The sequence below is a fragment of the Spirochaetota bacterium genome, from assembly GCA_026415295.1.
Taxonomy (GTDB): Bacteria; Spirochaetota; JAAYUW01; order JAAYUW01; family JAOAHJ01; genus JAOAHJ01.
On sequence record JAOAHJ010000023.1, the window covers coordinates 1 to 16,030 of the forward strand.

General features: G+C 23.5%; 14 protein-coding genes. 6 read left to right on the plus strand and 8 right to left on the minus strand.

Going from position 1 to position 16,030, the window contains the following annotated elements; genetic code table 11:
* On the minus strand, positions 1 to 942 hold a 942-nt coding region (locus tag N3A58_04910), incomplete at its 3' end, for an ABC transporter ATP-binding protein (protein MCX8058732.1).
* Between the two features lie 357 nt (positions 943 to 1,299).
* Positions 1,300 to 2,340, minus strand: coding sequence for an L-erythro-3,5-diaminohexanoate dehydrogenase (locus N3A58_04915; protein MCX8058733.1), 1,041 nt, complete (start codon positions 2,338 to 2,340; stop codon positions 1,300 to 1,302).
* Between the two features lie 407 nt (positions 2,341 to 2,747).
* Here N3A58_04915 and accB point away from each other — a divergent pair, with 407 nt between their 5' ends.
* The 4 genes from accB (at position 2,748) to N3A58_04935 (ending at position 6,766) form a co-directional block, all read left to right on the plus strand.
* A complete protein-coding gene (gene accB, locus N3A58_04920) occupies positions 2,748 to 3,254 on the plus strand; it encodes an acetyl-CoA carboxylase biotin carboxyl carrier protein (GenBank protein MCX8058734.1) in 507 nt (168 codons plus the stop codon).
* Positions 3,255 to 3,305: 51 nt separating this feature from the next.
* A complete protein-coding gene (accC, locus tag N3A58_04925; protein MCX8058735.1) occupies positions 3,306 to 4,655 on the plus strand; it encodes an acetyl-CoA carboxylase biotin carboxylase subunit in 1,350 nt (449 codons plus the stop codon).
* Positions 4,656 to 4,744: 89 nt separating this feature from the next.
* Positions 4,745 to 5,590, plus strand: coding sequence for an acetyl-CoA carboxylase, carboxyltransferase subunit beta (accD, locus tag N3A58_04930; protein ID MCX8058736.1), 846 nt, complete (start codon positions 4,745 to 4,747; stop codon positions 5,588 to 5,590).
* Between the two features lie 138 nt (positions 5,591 to 5,728).
* Positions 5,729 to 6,766, plus strand: a complete 1,038-nt coding sequence (locus tag N3A58_04935) for an acetyl-CoA carboxylase carboxyltransferase subunit alpha (protein MCX8058737.1) — start codon at positions 5,729 to 5,731, stop codon at positions 6,764 to 6,766.
* On the opposite strand, the gene N3A58_04940 is transcribed toward N3A58_04935, so the two are convergent.
* The 4 genes from N3A58_04940 to N3A58_04955 are packed head-to-tail and all read right to left on the minus strand — an operon-like array spanning position 6,759 to position 12,045.
* Entirely contained in the window at positions 6,759 to 7,442 is a 684-nt protein-coding gene (locus tag N3A58_04940) for a VTT domain-containing protein (GenBank protein ID MCX8058738.1), read from the minus strand. The two genes, N3A58_04935 and N3A58_04940, sit on opposite strands and share 8 nt — an antisense overlap.
* Positions 7,443 to 7,475: 33 nt before the next feature.
* A complete protein-coding gene (locus N3A58_04945; GenBank protein MCX8058739.1) occupies positions 7,476 to 10,211 on the minus strand; it encodes a GreA/GreB family elongation factor in 2,736 nt (911 codons plus the stop codon).
* 12 nt (positions 10,212 to 10,223) lie between these two features.
* Positions 10,224 to 11,153, minus strand: coding sequence for a hypothetical protein (locus tag N3A58_04950; protein MCX8058740.1), 930 nt, complete (start codon positions 11,151 to 11,153; stop codon positions 10,224 to 10,226).
* 40 nt (positions 11,154 to 11,193) lie between these two features.
* Complete coding sequence (locus N3A58_04955) at positions 11,194 to 12,045, minus strand: hypothetical protein (protein MCX8058741.1); 852 nt, start codon at positions 12,043 to 12,045, stop codon at positions 11,194 to 11,196.
* Between the two features lie 172 nt (positions 12,046 to 12,217).
* Here N3A58_04955 and N3A58_04960 point away from each other — a divergent pair, with 172 nt between their 5' ends.
* Together N3A58_04960 and N3A58_04965 are read left to right on the plus strand one after the other, a co-directional pair.
* Positions 12,218 to 13,138 (plus strand): 3-phosphoglycerate dehydrogenase, encoded by a 921-nt coding sequence (locus N3A58_04960; protein ID MCX8058742.1) that lies wholly within the window; start codon positions 12,218 to 12,220, stop codon positions 13,136 to 13,138.
* A gap of 63 nt (positions 13,139 to 13,201) precedes the next feature.
* On the plus strand, positions 13,202 to 13,588 hold the full coding sequence (locus N3A58_04965) for a LysM peptidoglycan-binding domain-containing protein (protein ID MCX8058743.1): 387 nt from the start codon (positions 13,202 to 13,204) through the stop codon (positions 13,586 to 13,588).
* A 41-nt stretch (positions 13,589 to 13,629) separates the two neighbouring features.
* Here the strand turns inward: N3A58_04965 and N3A58_04970 are convergent, their stop codons facing one another.
* Together N3A58_04970 and N3A58_04975 are read right to left on the minus strand one after the other, a co-directional pair.
* Entirely contained in the window at positions 13,630 to 14,613 is a 984-nt protein-coding gene (locus N3A58_04970; GenBank protein MCX8058744.1) for a hypothetical protein, read from the minus strand.
* Positions 14,614 to 14,636: 23 nt separating this feature from the next.
* A complete protein-coding gene (locus N3A58_04975) occupies positions 14,637 to 16,025 on the minus strand; it encodes a sigma-54 dependent transcriptional regulator (GenBank protein MCX8058745.1) in 1,389 nt (462 codons plus the stop codon).
* Positions 16,026 to 16,030 lie beyond the last annotated feature (5 nt).

The window sequence follows — 16,030 nt, forward strand, 5'->3', positions numbered from 1 at the left end:
TTTTATTATCTCAAGAAAAACATCATCAAAATCATCATTTAATATATTTAAAGATTTTATCTGTTTTTTATCCTCTTGTAATAAACCAAAAAAATAATATAAAATAGAATCATCATTAGTTGTTAAATATACCGAAAAATCACCATTATCAGAGATTTCAGTTCTAATAGAAAATTGGTTTTCTAATTTTGTTATTACTTGATCCTTTAAAGGTTCAGAAAAAACAATTTTATAAATTTTTTTAATAAAATATTTCTTTAAGTTATCAACTGTATCCAAAATTAAAAGTTTGCCATTTTTTATAACAGCAACTCTATCACACACATTTTCTATAAACTTCATATCATGTGAAGTAACTAAAATAAAATTATTTTTTTCTTTAATAATATTTTTTATCCACACATACATTTCTCTACATGTTTCAACATCAAGCCCAAGAGTAGGCTCATCAAGAAGAACTATTTCAGGATCTGTAATAAAAGCACATGCAATAGCAACTTTTTGTTGGTTCCCTTTTGAAAGTTTGCCTGCTTCAATAGTTAAATAATTCTTCAGATTCAAAGTTTCAACCAAAAAATCTATATTATTTTTTATCTGCTTTTTCGAAAATCCTTTTAAACCAGCAAAATATATCATATTTTCAACAGGGGTTAATCTCCAAAATATATTTCTTGCACCTTCTAAAACTGCACCCATCATTTCTTTAACTTTTATTCCATTTTTTTTATTATTATAACCTCTGATTAGTATTTCACCACTATCATATTCTATAATATTAGCAATAGACTTAACTGTAGTAGTTTTCCCCGAACCATTAGGACCAAGAAGCCCAAGAATTTCTCCTTTATATCCATCAAATGAAATGTAATTTACTGCAACAATTTCTGTTTTTTTTGAATTATATTTTTTATAAAGATTTTTAACTTCTAAAAATTTTTCCATTTTTTAATTCCTTTAAAAATTCTTATTAAATCATAAATAATTTAATTTATTTATAAAAAATATTATAAATTACAAACAAAATAAAATAATATTGTTTAATTATAATATACTAAAAAATATATAAAAAATTATAATTATTTTAATTTTAAAAAAAAAGTATTACTCGCTATTAAAGCAAGTAATACTCTTAAAATATTTTCATAATGATCTGTTTCTATATTTAAATATTTATTTCAAAAATATTTTAAGATATTTATAATCTTCTATAAATAAAATTTTAGTGATAATTAAATTAATTAATAATCATATTTAGTTACTATATAATTATTTAAGATAATCATCAAAAATGTATTTTAATTATTTATATTGCTCTTCAAATATTTTTCTTAAAATAGGAGATTCATAGAGAAGATTTAATGTAAAAGTAGCATGATCCTTAGCATAGCCATTGCCAATAAGCATATCAACATCTTTACCAACACCCTCTGCACCAAGTGCTGCTTTTGTAAAAGATGTAGCCATAGAGAAGAAGTAAATAATTCCTCTATCTTTAGTACATAAAATTGAACCCATCTCTGTATTTTCAACATTAACACAATTAATAACAACATCACATAACTCGCCTGATGTTTCCTTTGAAACAGCTTCAAGCATATCAAGAGGATTGGTAGCATCAACCATCAAAACAGCATCATAGAATCCTGTTTCTTTTGCTCTTTTTGTGGAGCTTTCAGTATGAGTAATACCTATAACTTTTCCAGTAACTCCAGCTCTCTTTTTTGCTTCATAACCACACAATACTCCAGATTTTCCACCTGCACCTATAATCAAAACTTTATGACCTGGTTTAACTAATCTTGCTACTTGTGGAGCAGCACCTGCAACATCTAAAGCAGCTAAAGCTACAGATTGTGGTAAATCATCAGGTAATTTTGCCCATATGCCAGACTCAAATAAAATAGCTTTGCCTTCTATATCAACCTGATCTTTCTCTTTATTTACTTTTAAAATTTTATCAATTTTGAGTGGAGTTAAAGAAAGTGATACAAGAGATGCTATCTTATCACCTTCTTTCAAATCAATTTTACCTTTTAATTTTTCCCCTATTTTTTCAACAATGCCTATAAACATACCACCAGATCCAGTTACTGGATTGTGCTGCTTTCCTCTTTTGTTAACTGTATCAAGAATTATCTCAGCAATTTTATCTTCATCACCATTAGCTTGATTTTCTATCTGTGTAAATGAAGCTGAATCAACATTTAAGGTTATAACTTTACATAAAATTTCATTGTCATAAACCATATCTACATTATTATCAATTTTCCATGCTGTTTGAGGAAGAACACCCTTTGGTTCTATAACCCTATGAGTTCCATATTTATTACCTGCTGGCATAAAATCTCCTTTTTAATTATTTTAATTTTTATTTTTTTTTGTAAATTTATGAAGATTTTTATTTAACCTATTGATAACATTTTTTTTAATTTTTTCAATTTTTTTGAAATATATTTTGACAAAAAAGAAGTTATAATTATTCTTTAATTAAAACAACACTAAAATAGAATAAATAAAAAAAAAGTAAAATTTTAATTATTATTATAAAAAAATAAAATCATGAAAAGACTATTATAGAAAAATATTATGAAATTTATTGTATATTAAATTAAAAATTGACAAAATTAATTTTATATATATATTTTTGACTGTATGTTTAATTTAATAATTGATTTACTAAATTTTTAAAATTAATATATTATTTTTAGCTAATTGATTATTTTTAAAATCAATCAGAGGAGGAAAATGTGGAAGATAATTTATATAAAAATATAGCTAAAATAATGGAAAATTTTAGTAATTTAAATATTGATTATCTTGAATATGAAGGTGAAAATTTTAAATTAAAATTAAAGAAAAATCCAGTAAAAATTGTTAATCAAAAATTTATAGAAGATCAAAGTTTTTTGGGTTCGGAAATTTCTAAAGATCAAGTCTCTCAACAAATAACAACTCAAAAAAATGGGCAACCAATAATTCCTGAACTCGATGAAAAAAATATAGATAATAATTCAATTCATATTGTAAAATCTCCAATTATAGGAACATTTTACAGATCACCAGCACCAGATAAACCACCTTTTGTAGAAATTGGAAATAAAATAAAAAAAGGTGATATTTTATGTATCATTGAAGCTATGAAGGTTATGAATAAAATTGAATCAGAAGTTAATGGGGAAATAGTTGAAATACTTGTTGAAAATGGAAAACCAGTTGAATATGGAACTCCTTTATTTAAAATTAAAGTTTACTAACTAATTCTTAATCGATTAGTACTTTATTAATAAATAAATTAAAGGAGTTTTATGTTTAACAAAATATTAATAGCAAATAGAGGAGAGATAGCTGTAAGGGTCATCAGAGCTTGCAAAGAGTTAGGAATAAAAACAGTTGCAGTTTATTCTACTGCTGATCGGGATTCTTTACATGTTAAACTTGCTGATGAAAAAGTTTGTATTGGAGATGTATCACCAAAGTCAAGCTATTTAAATATTAATAATATAATCTCTGCAGCTTTACAAAAAGGTGCGGAAGCTATTCATCCTGGTTATGGATTTCTTTCAGAAAATCCTGAATTTGCTAGTATTTGTGAAGATGTTGGTATAAAATTTATTGGACCTAAAAGTGATGCAATAGAAAAATTAGGTAAAAAAGACCTTGCAAAAAAAATAATGATGGAACATGGTGTTCCTGTTGTACCTGGTCCTGCAAAAGGTATAACAGACCCAAATGAAGGACTTAAAATAGCAAAAGATATAGGGTTTCCAGTAGTTATTAAAGCAGTCAGTGGTGGTGGTGGAAGAGGTATAAGGTTTATATTTGATGAAAAAGATTTTGTACCTATTTTTCAAGAAGCTTCACATGAAGCAGATATATCTTTTAATGATCCATCACTTTATATTGAGAAAATGATTCAAAATCCTAAACATATTGAATTTCAGATACTTGCAGATGAACATGGAAATTGTATTCATCTTGGAGAAAGAGACTGTTCGGCACAAAGAAGAAAACAAAAAATTATAGAAGAGACTCCTTCAACTGCTATTTCCAATGAACAAAGAAAATCTTTAGGTTCTAAAATAGTTAAAGCTTTATTAGATATAGGATATACTAATGCAGGAACTGTAGAATTTTTATATGAAAATGGTGAATTTTATTTCATGGAAGTTAATACAAGAATTCAAGTTGAACATCCTGTTACTGAAGTTTCAACTGGAATAGATATAGTTAAAGAACAGATAAAAATTGCTGCTGGAGAAAAACTCAAAATTAAACAATCTGATATAAATTTAAACCTCAATGCAATTGAATGCAGAATAAATGCTGAGGATCCTGATAGAAACTTTATGCCTTTTGCTGGCAAAATCGAAAATATTATTTTCCCGGGAGGTCATGGTGTAAGAGTTGACAGTGGAATATATCCAGGTTCTGTAATTTCACCATACTATGACTCTATGATTATGAAATTAATATGTTTTGGAGAATCAAGAGAAGTAGCTATTGCAAAATCTATAAGAGCTTTACAGGAAATTTATATCGAAGGTATTAAATCAAACATAAGCTTTCTATTAAAAATATTAACTTCTGACAAATTTTTAAAAGGGGATTATACTATAAATTTTATAGAAAAAGAATTGTTAAAAACAAACAATTAATTTAAATATAAAATATTAAAAAATTATTAAAATTTAATAATATAAACAATAAATTAAATTATATAAATTTTTAATTTAAGAGAGATATTATGGCTAAATCAATAGAAAATTTTATTAAACAGATATTTGGAATAAAAACAAAAGAAACAAAACCAACTATACCAGATAATGTTTTTATTCAGTGTCCAGATTGCAAAAAAATGGTTTATAAAAAGAAAGTAGACAATAATTTAGGATTATGCCCAGAATGTGGTTTTCATTTCAAAATATCAGTAGAAGAATGGATAAATATACTATGTGATGAAGAAAGTTTTCAACCAATTTTTGACGATTTAAAATCTATTAATATTTTGAATTTTCCAGAGTATACTGAAAAACTTAATTCACTTTATTCAAAAAAAATAAATGAAGGAATAACATGCGGTAAGGCAAAAATTGATGGAATTAATGTTTTAATTGGAATTATGGATGCAGATTTTATTCTTGGATCTATGGGATCAGTAGTAGGAGAAAGAGTAACTCTTCTTTTTGAAAAGGGCATCTCCCTAAACCAACCTGTCATTATATTAACAAGATCAGGTGGTGCTAGAATGCAGGAAGGGGTTGTTTCATTAATGCAAATGGCAAAAACATCAGCTGCTATTAAAAAATTTTCCGACTCAGGAAACCTCTATATATCGATATTAACAGATCCTACAACAGGAGGGACTACAGCATCTTTTGCTATGCTTGCTGATATTATTCTCGCTGAACCTAAAGCTTTAATCGGATTTGCAGGACCAAGAGTAATAGAACAAACTATTAAACAAACTTTACCCCCAGGTTTTCAAACAGCAGAATTCTTGCTTGAAAAAGGTTTTGTAGATATGGTTGTTACAAGACCAAACATAAAAAATACTATTTCAAAAATATTAAAAATTCATAAATATAGATAAAACAGTTACATAATTGAAACTATTTGAATTTCTGTAATATTAATAAAATATAAAAAATTAACATAAATATTAAAAATTTTAATAAAAAAATTAAAAATTATACTGATTAAATAAATCATTAAACTTAAGGGTATTTTTATGGATTCAATTAAAAACATAAAGAAAACAATAAATGAACTAAAAGAGATTGCAAAAAATCAAGGAATAGATCTTTCAGAAGAGATTAATAATCTAGAAGAAAAACTAAAAACATTAAATAAATTAAATAGAGAGAAATTAATAAAAAATAAAGAAAAAATTTCACCATGGCAAAGAGTTCAAATAGCAAGAAAACTTGAAAGGCCAAAACCACAAGACTATATTAACTTTTTAGTAAAAAATTTTACTGAATTTCATGGAGATAGATATTTTGGTGATGATAAAGCTATAATTGGAGGAATAGGATTTTTAAGAGATATTTCAATCACTGCTATTGGAACATTTAGGGGTAAAAATTTAAAAGAAAATATGGATTGCAATTTTGGAATGCCTCACCCAGAAGGATACAGAAAATCATTAAGATTAGCTAAACAAGCTGAAAAATTTAAAAGACCTGTTCTTTTTTTTATTGATACCCCTGGAGCTTACTGTGGAATAGAAGCTGAAGAAAGAGGAATAGCTGAAGCTATAGCAAAAAATTTATATGAATTCTCTACATTTAAAGTTCCAATTATATCAATAATAACAGGCGAAGGTGGTTCAGGGGGAGCCCTTGCTTTAGCTGTATCAAATCAATTGTACATGATGGAAAATGCAGTTTTTTCTGTTATATCCCCTGAAGGTTGTGCATCTATTTTATTTAAAGATGCATCCAAAGCAGATATTGCATCTCAATCCTTAAAACTCACATCATATGATCTTTATGAATTAGGAATTATAGATAAAATAATAGAAGAATCAGATAATTTTGAAAATAATCCAGAAACTACTTTCAAAAAATTGGAAGAAACAATTTACAATGATTTGCTTGAATTAATGCTCCTTGAACCATCTCAATTAATAAATCAGAGGTATGAAAAATATAGAAAAATTGGATTTTTTGAAAAATTCGAAACTCCCCTTAGAGAACATAATGGTTTAAAAGAAAAGAAACAAAGTTTAACAAGAGAAATAGGAAGATTTTTTGGATTTAAGTAATTTTTTTTTGTTTTATTAATAACTTCTTCACAACTTTATCAAAAAAATAGTATATAACAAAAAAAACAGCTATTATAATCATTATTTTATACATTAAAATTTTAATAAAGTTAGGTTCATTTATATGTATAAAAATTGATCCAACATAAGCATAAAAAATAGCTTGCCCTATTGCACCAAAAACAGTAGTTAAAAAGAAATCTTTAATTTTAATACTTGATAAAGATGAAACGATATTTAAAGAATTATAGGGTGTAATAAAAAACAATCTAGCCCAAAATATATAAAATGCACCATTTTTGTTTATTTGGTTCATAATATAATTAAATAATTTTATCTTTTCTTTTATTTTATCAAAAAATTCTTTCAAAACAAATCTTGCAAATGAAAATGCAACCATAATATTAATAACAGATCCGATATACGCTATTAATGAACCTAAAACAATTCCATATAAAAAACCAGATATAATAGAAAATTGCGCAATAGGAATAAAAATAAAACCTGAAAAGAAATATAAACAGATTATTATTATAAAAGAAATCAATTTTTTATCTTTTATTAAATAAATCTTAGAAATCAAAAAATTTAAATCTATTAAATTATATTTTTTTATTAAATATAAGATAAACAAAATAACTGAAAAAACTATCAGAAAAATAAAATGCTTTTTCATTTAATAATAAATTTTTAACCTTAATCTTATTTATTATTTATATTTATCAATTTTAACAACTTTATATTTCTTTCTATCCTGTTCATTTATAAATGTTTCATTAATTTTTTTATTTAGTAAAGATTGACCTAAAGCAGTTTCATAAGAAATAATATTTTTAGATAAGTCCACATCCCATTTGCCCAGAATAGTATAAACAATCTCTTTATTTTCATCTAAATTTAAAAGAGTAACTTTTGTTCCAATAGAAATCTTAGAAGTATCTATATTATTAAAATCTATTTCTCTCGCTTTATTCAAATCTTCTTGTATTGTCGCTGCTTCTTCATTCAATTCTTGTAATCTTTCCCTCGCTGCTATATATTCTGCATTTTCTCTTAAATCACCTTTCTCTTTAGCTTGCATCATTTCGTTATTTGTTCTTGGAATTTCAACTTGAATAAGATTTTGCAAGTATCTTTGTTTCTCAATTATAGATTCTCTTGTAACGAAAAAGATATTTTCCTTTTCTTCCTTTTCTTCTTCTAGCCCAAGTTCTTTAATATATTCTGTAAAATACTTAGATAAAATAATTTTAAACTCTACTATATGCTCTGCTTTCATATCTTTAATTCTAAAGAATAATTTAGGAATCTTTTTTAATGTATCAATATTCTTTTTTTCAGTATATATTTTTTCAAGTTCTCCATCTTTAAATAAAATTTCAATTATAGAATTATATATCTTTCTATTTGCAACTGTATTTATCTTTTGAATTAAAGCTTTGTTAATATTATCAAGTAAATTTACAAGAAGAAGGATAATTTCCTCTTTATTTATATCAAAACCAACTGATAAATCTTTAAAAAATAAATTCTTACAATACCATATAAATAAATCTGGATTTTCTCTATAATTTTTTAAAACATCTTTTATTATTTCATTGATAGCTGATTTCTCTTCCTTAAAAATTAAGAAGTTTAATGCATATTTTGAACCATATTTTTTAAGATAATTTATAAAAATATTCTTCCAATCAGAAACATATCTGTAAATATTGTCTAAATAGATCTTTTCAAGATAAGGATCAGAAATACTAAAATAAAATTTATTATTAGCTTTTAATTGTTCAAACAATTCTTCAATAGAAAAAGGAAAATTTATATTCAAATCTGGATACATTTTTTTTAAATCTTTAAGTATTAAATATGCAATAACAAAATTTTGTGATACTTCTAAATCTGCACTTATTAATTTATTTAAATAACCTATCATAAAAGAAAAATTTTCAGAATTTAAGTCCCCACCACTATCAATAAATTTTTTGAGCACTTTTGCTTTATCAAATATATCTGATGTTGATTTAAACTCTTCCAATATAGAATCTTCAAAAGAAACAGGTTTATCTCTTAAAAAATATTCATTGTTTTTATCAAAAGATTTTGTAAATAATGGGTCATTTTTTAATATTTCTTTTGCTCTTTCCCATAAACTATTCCAGTTTTTTTCTTCTATGATATTATTCTTAATTAGATATTTTTTAATATCTTGAGAAGTACCTTTCCCTCCAATTGATTTTAGTGTTCTTTTAATAACCTCTCCAGGGTTATTTTTAATTAATTCATTGAGCTCATTCTCTTTCACCTTCTTCATAACTGAAAGATCATCTGAAGGAAGAATAACTAAAGATTTTATAGCCATATCTATATCCATTTGATGATCCTTCTTTATATCAAAATCTATAACTAAAAAATTATTTTTAATATCTTTAATATATCCAACACCAAGTTTTGAATGAAAAACAAAATTGCTTTTGTCAAAAGAGATATATTTCTCAAATATTTCAATTGCATCATAAAGATTTTTCCAAGTTTGATTTAATTGGCTCTTTTTTAAGCAATCTTCAAAATTGGAGTTATTAGTATAAATATTTCTATATGCATTAATAATCTTTTGCCTTAATTCAGTAGCTTTTATATCTTTAAATTTTTGTGGTATATATTTATAAATAGTCTTAATAGTTTTTATAATAATGTCCCAGTTTTTTCCCTCTTCTGCTTTTAATATTAACCCTTCTCCTAATTTTAAAGCAAGACCACTGCCAATATTGATTATATTATTATTATTAGTAATAGTCATAGAGCCTATTTTTTCTAGATAATCAAAAAGAAAATCATTATTTTTTTGACTACTCAATTCTACAATTTTATTCCAATAAGTTTCTATTTCCGATATATTTTTATTTTTTATAAAATATTCAAGAATTTTCCTGTAATAATAAATAGATTTTTCAATTATTTGTTTATCTTCAAAGTACTTTGCTAGCCTTCTTGTAGTTTTTATCTCTGAATAATCAAGTTTAGCAAGCTTTTCAAGATAAGGAATAATTTTATCTTCACTTTCTTTTTCCAACTCAAGTATATTTATATATTCAGTTAGAAGATTTTTTGATGATCCATATTCTAAAAATTTTTCACATAAAAATTTAGCAATATTATTTTTTTTATTTTCTTTAAATATTGAAATTAATTTTTCACAATTAGAAAAGTCATTAAATCCAGTTTTTAGATATAATATTTGAGATATATATAAAGAAATAATAGAATTTGGAAAAACTTTTAGAGAATTTTCACAAATATCCATAGCTTCATCAAGCTTATCTTCTTTTATAATTCTATCAATTAAATCATCATACTTTAAAAAAGTATTTGTTGTTATTTCAGAAATTGAAGTTCTAGCCCATTTTTCTTGTTTTATCAAATCACTCAAATTTTCTAAAACATTAACCATTTTTTGCTCCTGTTAACTAAAAATAGCTTTAATTTTATCATATATTATAGAATCTATATTTTTTATTTTATTAAAATATTGGTCTACTTTATTTAAATCATTTTCCTGGTAAATATAATACTCAATTAAAATTATATAGTTTTTAATTAAAAATGATTTTACTATATCATTTTGCTTTTGATCATCATAAAAATATCTTTCTAATGATACAATATTACTTTTTATTTTCTCAATTTCTTCCTTTTTCATTTCTCTTATTAAGTTAAAAAAACCATCAATATAACCATAAACTGGAATCCAATAATTAACAGCATGCTCTGGGATTTTATCTTTTACTATTTTGTCAATAATTTCAAATATTTTATCACACGAAATATCATCTAACTGTAAATTGTAATAATTTTCAAAAAAAAATAGCTCTTTAAAAAGTAATTTTGAATAATTAAGTTCACCCTTTAAATAATAAACATCAGCAAGATATAATAAAACTTGGGGGTCATGATTTAAGCTATATGTGTATTTTAAGATTTTAATAGCTTCATCAAAGTTTCCAAGTTCTTTATAACATATATATATCTTTATTAAAAGATCTATATTATTATCCCTAAACTCTCCCTCCTCTCTAGCTTTTAGAAAAGATTCAAGAGCTGATTTATGTACATAATAAGAAACAGACTCAAACTCAACAAGTTTTAATACATTACATTTATCAATATATGAACAAAAATTTTTCCACTCTTTTAATAAATATAATCCTTTTTCATATGGATCCTTTATTTTATTAATATAATCCGTTCTATTTATCCAATATTTAATGATCTTATGTTGTACAACAATATTCTCAAAATTATTTTCTTCTTTTATAATTGCATCTATAAGATTATAAGCCTCTCTAAAATTACCATCTCTCAAATATTCATTTATTATTTTACTATCAGACATCTTAAACTAATAGATAAAATTTTTACAAAAAGAAAATAAACTAATTTTTAATTTTGTCAATAATTATAATTATTCTTGATTCATAAAAAATATTCAAATTTTCTGGATTTCCTATCAACATTTCAATTGATTTATTTGATAAAATAAGATCAGTGTTATTTATTCCATAAGAATCTAGGGCACTTATAAAAAAGGGATTTTCTCCTATTAATTCAATAAAATTTTTCAATGCTTTATGATCATATATATATGTAATGTAACCAAATTTAGTTATAAAATTCCATTTAACATTATCAAAACTAAAAAATACTTCCCTATCTTCATTTAATAGCTTCGATTTTAATGAAGGTTTTAAATTATAACCTCTTGCATCTATAACAAGGCCTGTAAATTTTGTTGTATGAATAAAGCTACTCTTATTCCTTATTTGAACAAAATAATCTCTCTTTAAGTTTAATGCTTCGTAAATAGAATAATCTTTTAATAAAAAAGGAAGTTGAAAATTTACTGCTCTATAATCATCTTTAGAAATGATATTAGATTTTTTAGAATAATGAACATATTTATTTATATTTATCTGTAAGTCAGGGTCAATTTTTATCAAATCCAATATATTATATCTTGAATCATATATTTGATAAACAATTAAATTAAATAAATTCTTAAATCCTTCTTCTATGGCTTTCTGGGTTGTTATTAATTCATTTGATGCAAAATTCAAAATATTTTTATCAAAGTAAGCTGCGCCTGTTGATTCGTAATATTTATATGTCCAATTTATATTACCATTTTTTGATTCCTCAATAACTTCATAATTTTCAAATCCAACTATACTATTAAATATAATTATGCTTAGTAACAATATTTTTAGTAAATATATTTTAATTCTCATAACTACTTTAATTTTCGACAAATATTTAAAAATAAAAGTTTTAATAAATAGAAAAGAGAATTATTTTTAAAAATATTTTTATTTTATTACCATAATAGTAATTTAATTTATTTATTGACTAATTTTATTATAAATATATTATTTATATGTAATATTATTAGGGGGACAATATATGAAAAAAATTTTATTAGCAACTGAAAAACCTTTTGCTAAAGTTGCAGTAGATACTATTAAGGATATTTTTAAAAAGGCTAATTATGAATTAATACTTTTAGAAAATTATAAATCTAAAGAAGAATTTCTTAAAGATGTAGAAAATGTTGATGGATTAATTGTAAGAAGTGATATTGTTGATAAAGAGGTAATAGAAAAAGCTAGAAACCTTAAAATAATTATCAGAGCAGGGGCAGGTTACGATAATATAGACCTTTCTGAAGCAACATCTAAAAATATAATAGTTATGAATACTCCTGGCCAGAATTCTAATGCTGTTGCTGAACTTGTTTTCGGACTTTTAATAACTTTAATAAGAAAAAAATATTCAGGAAAATCAGGATTCGAACTTAGAGGTAAAAATATTGGAATACATGCTTATGGAAATGTTGGTAAATATGTAAATTTAATTGCTAAAGGTTTTGGAATGAAAGTTTACGCATTTGATCCATTCGCTGATGAGAATAAAATGAAAGAAGATGGAGTTATTAAAGTTAACAATGCTCAAGATTTATATAAAAATTGTTCAATTATCTCTCTCCATTTACCCAAAACAAAAGAAACTATTAAATCAATTAACTATGATTTATTTAAATTAATGCCAGAAAATGCTGTTTTAATAAACACTGCTAGAACTGAAATAATTAATGAAGATGATTTAATAAAAATTATGGAAGAAAGAAAAGATTTCTATTATGGAGCTGATGTTGAACCAGAAAAAAAACAAATATTCTTAGAAAAATTTGGTGATAGAGTTTTATTCACTGAAAAAAAAATGGGAGCACAAACAGAAGAAGCAAATATTAATGCTGGAATAGCTGCAGCAAATCAAATGGTTGATTACTTTGAAAAAGGAATTACAAAATTTAAAGTTAATTAAAAACTCAATTAATAAATACGATACTTAAATATAAATATAATTTATCAATTTTGTTTTTATTTAATGAAAATTAAATTTAAATTTATTTTTATCTTAATTTTAATTCTTTTACCTTTATTATTTTTCAGTTTGTTTTTATTAAAAATTAATTTAAATGAAATTTTTTATAAAAATATTAATAATAACAATAACAATTTAGATAATATTTTTATTTATAATGAAAAAGATTATGAAGATTATATAAACTATAAAAAACAAGATAATTTTAAAACCCTTCTTAATATTGATAAATTTAATATTTATATTATTAAATGGGGAGATACACTTCTAAAAATTAAAAGGAAATTTAAACTTTCAAATAGTGAATATAAAAAACTAATAGAAATAAATAATATAAAAAATGAAAATTTAATAATTTCTGGACAGAAACTTAAAATACCACAAAAATAAATTCAAATCATTAATTTATTTAAATAAATTCTAAAATCTTCTCATTCTATAAACGAACATATATATGATTCAAAAATATTCTTTATCAATTCATCATAATATATTCTTTTTAAATAATTTATATAAATAAGAAAAGATAAAAGCTTATACATCCTATTTAAACCAAAACTATTTATTTTTTCTATATCATATTTTATTCTAAATCTATTATAATTAATACCAATCTTATTAAGATATTCAATTAAGTTCTCTTCTTTATTTCTCTCTTTTATAATAAATTCCCCGACAACTATTAATCTTTTTACATCATTAATCAGATAGTAAAATAAATTATAAAAACCATCTATATTAGATGCAATATTAAAATATAAATTAAAAAATTGGACTTTTTTTTTCTTGTAAAGAAAATCAACTAATTGATAAATATAAATTTCTCCAGATAAATAAAGAAATTTATTTATTATATCTTTAGTTACACTTCTTATGTTATTTTCCAAACAATATATTTTTATATTTTGTAATATGACACCTAATTCAACTGTATAATTTATAAAAAAAGTTAATATATATTCTACATTTTCATTTTCAATAAATAAATTATTTCTTTTAAAGTATCCTGATATTAATGAATTTAAATTTATATACTTAGGATATATTATATAAATAATATTTTTATCATTAACAATATCCTCATTGGTAAAATTTTCAGTAAAAAATATAAATTTATAATCATCCTCTACTTTATTTATAAGACTCAATATTTTCCTATCAGGGTTACCTTTAATAAAAAATATTTTTTTTAATTCAAATATGTTTGTGCCAATTATTTTTTTGTCAAATTCTTTTTCAAATTCTTTCATATTGTTTTCTCTTAATATTTCAAACTCACCAGCAACCACTAAGTTTTCAATAATACAATTTTCTATAAAATTTGATGAATTCTCTTTAAAGTCATTAAAGATAATTATTTTAGAATTTTTAATAAGTTCTTTTTTTTCTATAAATAACTGTTCTTCAACTATCATAATTGAATTTTTTACTCCATTTTTTAATTGCTTTCCTCTTTTTCTATTTTAATATCAAGAATTTTGGCTTTTTTATATAAGCCAGTTCTATCTATTCCAAGTGATTTAGCAGCTAAAGAAACATTTCCATTAAACTTTTTTAACCTAGCAATAATAACCTTTCTCTCAATTTCTTTTTTTATTTCCTCAAGTGATTTTTCTGATTCTATTAAATCATCTATATCCACTATTTTATTGTTTCCTATTAAGCTCTTTACAAGAAAGACATCTACAATTTTAGATGTAGAAAAAATATTTACCCTCTCTATAAAATTTTTAAGTTCTCTAATATTTCCTGGCCAGTTATAATTTAATATAATATCTAATGCATCTTTTGAAAAATTTTCAAATCTTAATTCTCCTTTTTCCTTTAATTTATTTAAAAAATAATCTATAATTAATTTTATATCCTTTTTTCTTTCCCTTAATGGTGGTAAATAAATTGGAATAACATTTAATCTATAGAAAAGATCTTCCCTAAAATTTCCATTTTTAATCTCTTTTTCAAGATCTTTATTAGTAGCAGAAATTATTCTTACATCAACCTCTATAGTTTCAAGTCCACCTATTCTTGCAAATCTTCCATCTTGGATAACTCTTAATAGTTTAACTTGGGTATCTAAACTCATGTCCCCGATTTCATCAAGAAAAAGAGTCCCTTTATCTGCCATTTCGAACTTTCCAATTTTCCTTTCATAAGCATTAGTAAAACTTCCTTTCTCATATCCAAATAATTCAGATTCTATTAAAGTAGGTGGTATTGCTGCACAATTAATCTCAACAAAATTCTTATCAAATCTATCAGAATTTAAATGAATGAGCCTTGCAACAAGCTCTTTCCCAGTACCATTCTCTCCAAATATAATTACTTTTGAATCTGATTTAGCAACTATTTTAATTAATTCCTTTATTTTAATTATTGATTCATCTTCACCTATAAATTCATCAGGTAAAAATTTCTCCTCTTTTAACTTCTTGTAATCTTCTTTTAAACTTTTGAAATTTAAAACTTTATTTACTGTTGTAATTATATGATCATAATTTAGTGGTTTACTAATAAAATCAAAAGCGCCTAATTTTATAGCTTTTATAGCATTATCAATTGTTGCTTGTCCAGTTATAATTACCACTTCAATTTCTGGATACTTATTTTTGATTTCTTTAAGAATATCAAGTCCATTCTCGTTTTTAAGAAATATATCTAAAAAAATAATACCAATTTTATGCAAAGAAATTAACTTCTCAAGCTCTGAATAATTTTTAGCAACGCAACAATTATATCCATCTGTATTTAAGATTTCATATAGCAAATTCCTGATATCTGGTTCATCGTCAACTATAGCAATATAGAAATCACCTTTAAACTTTTTCATAGAAA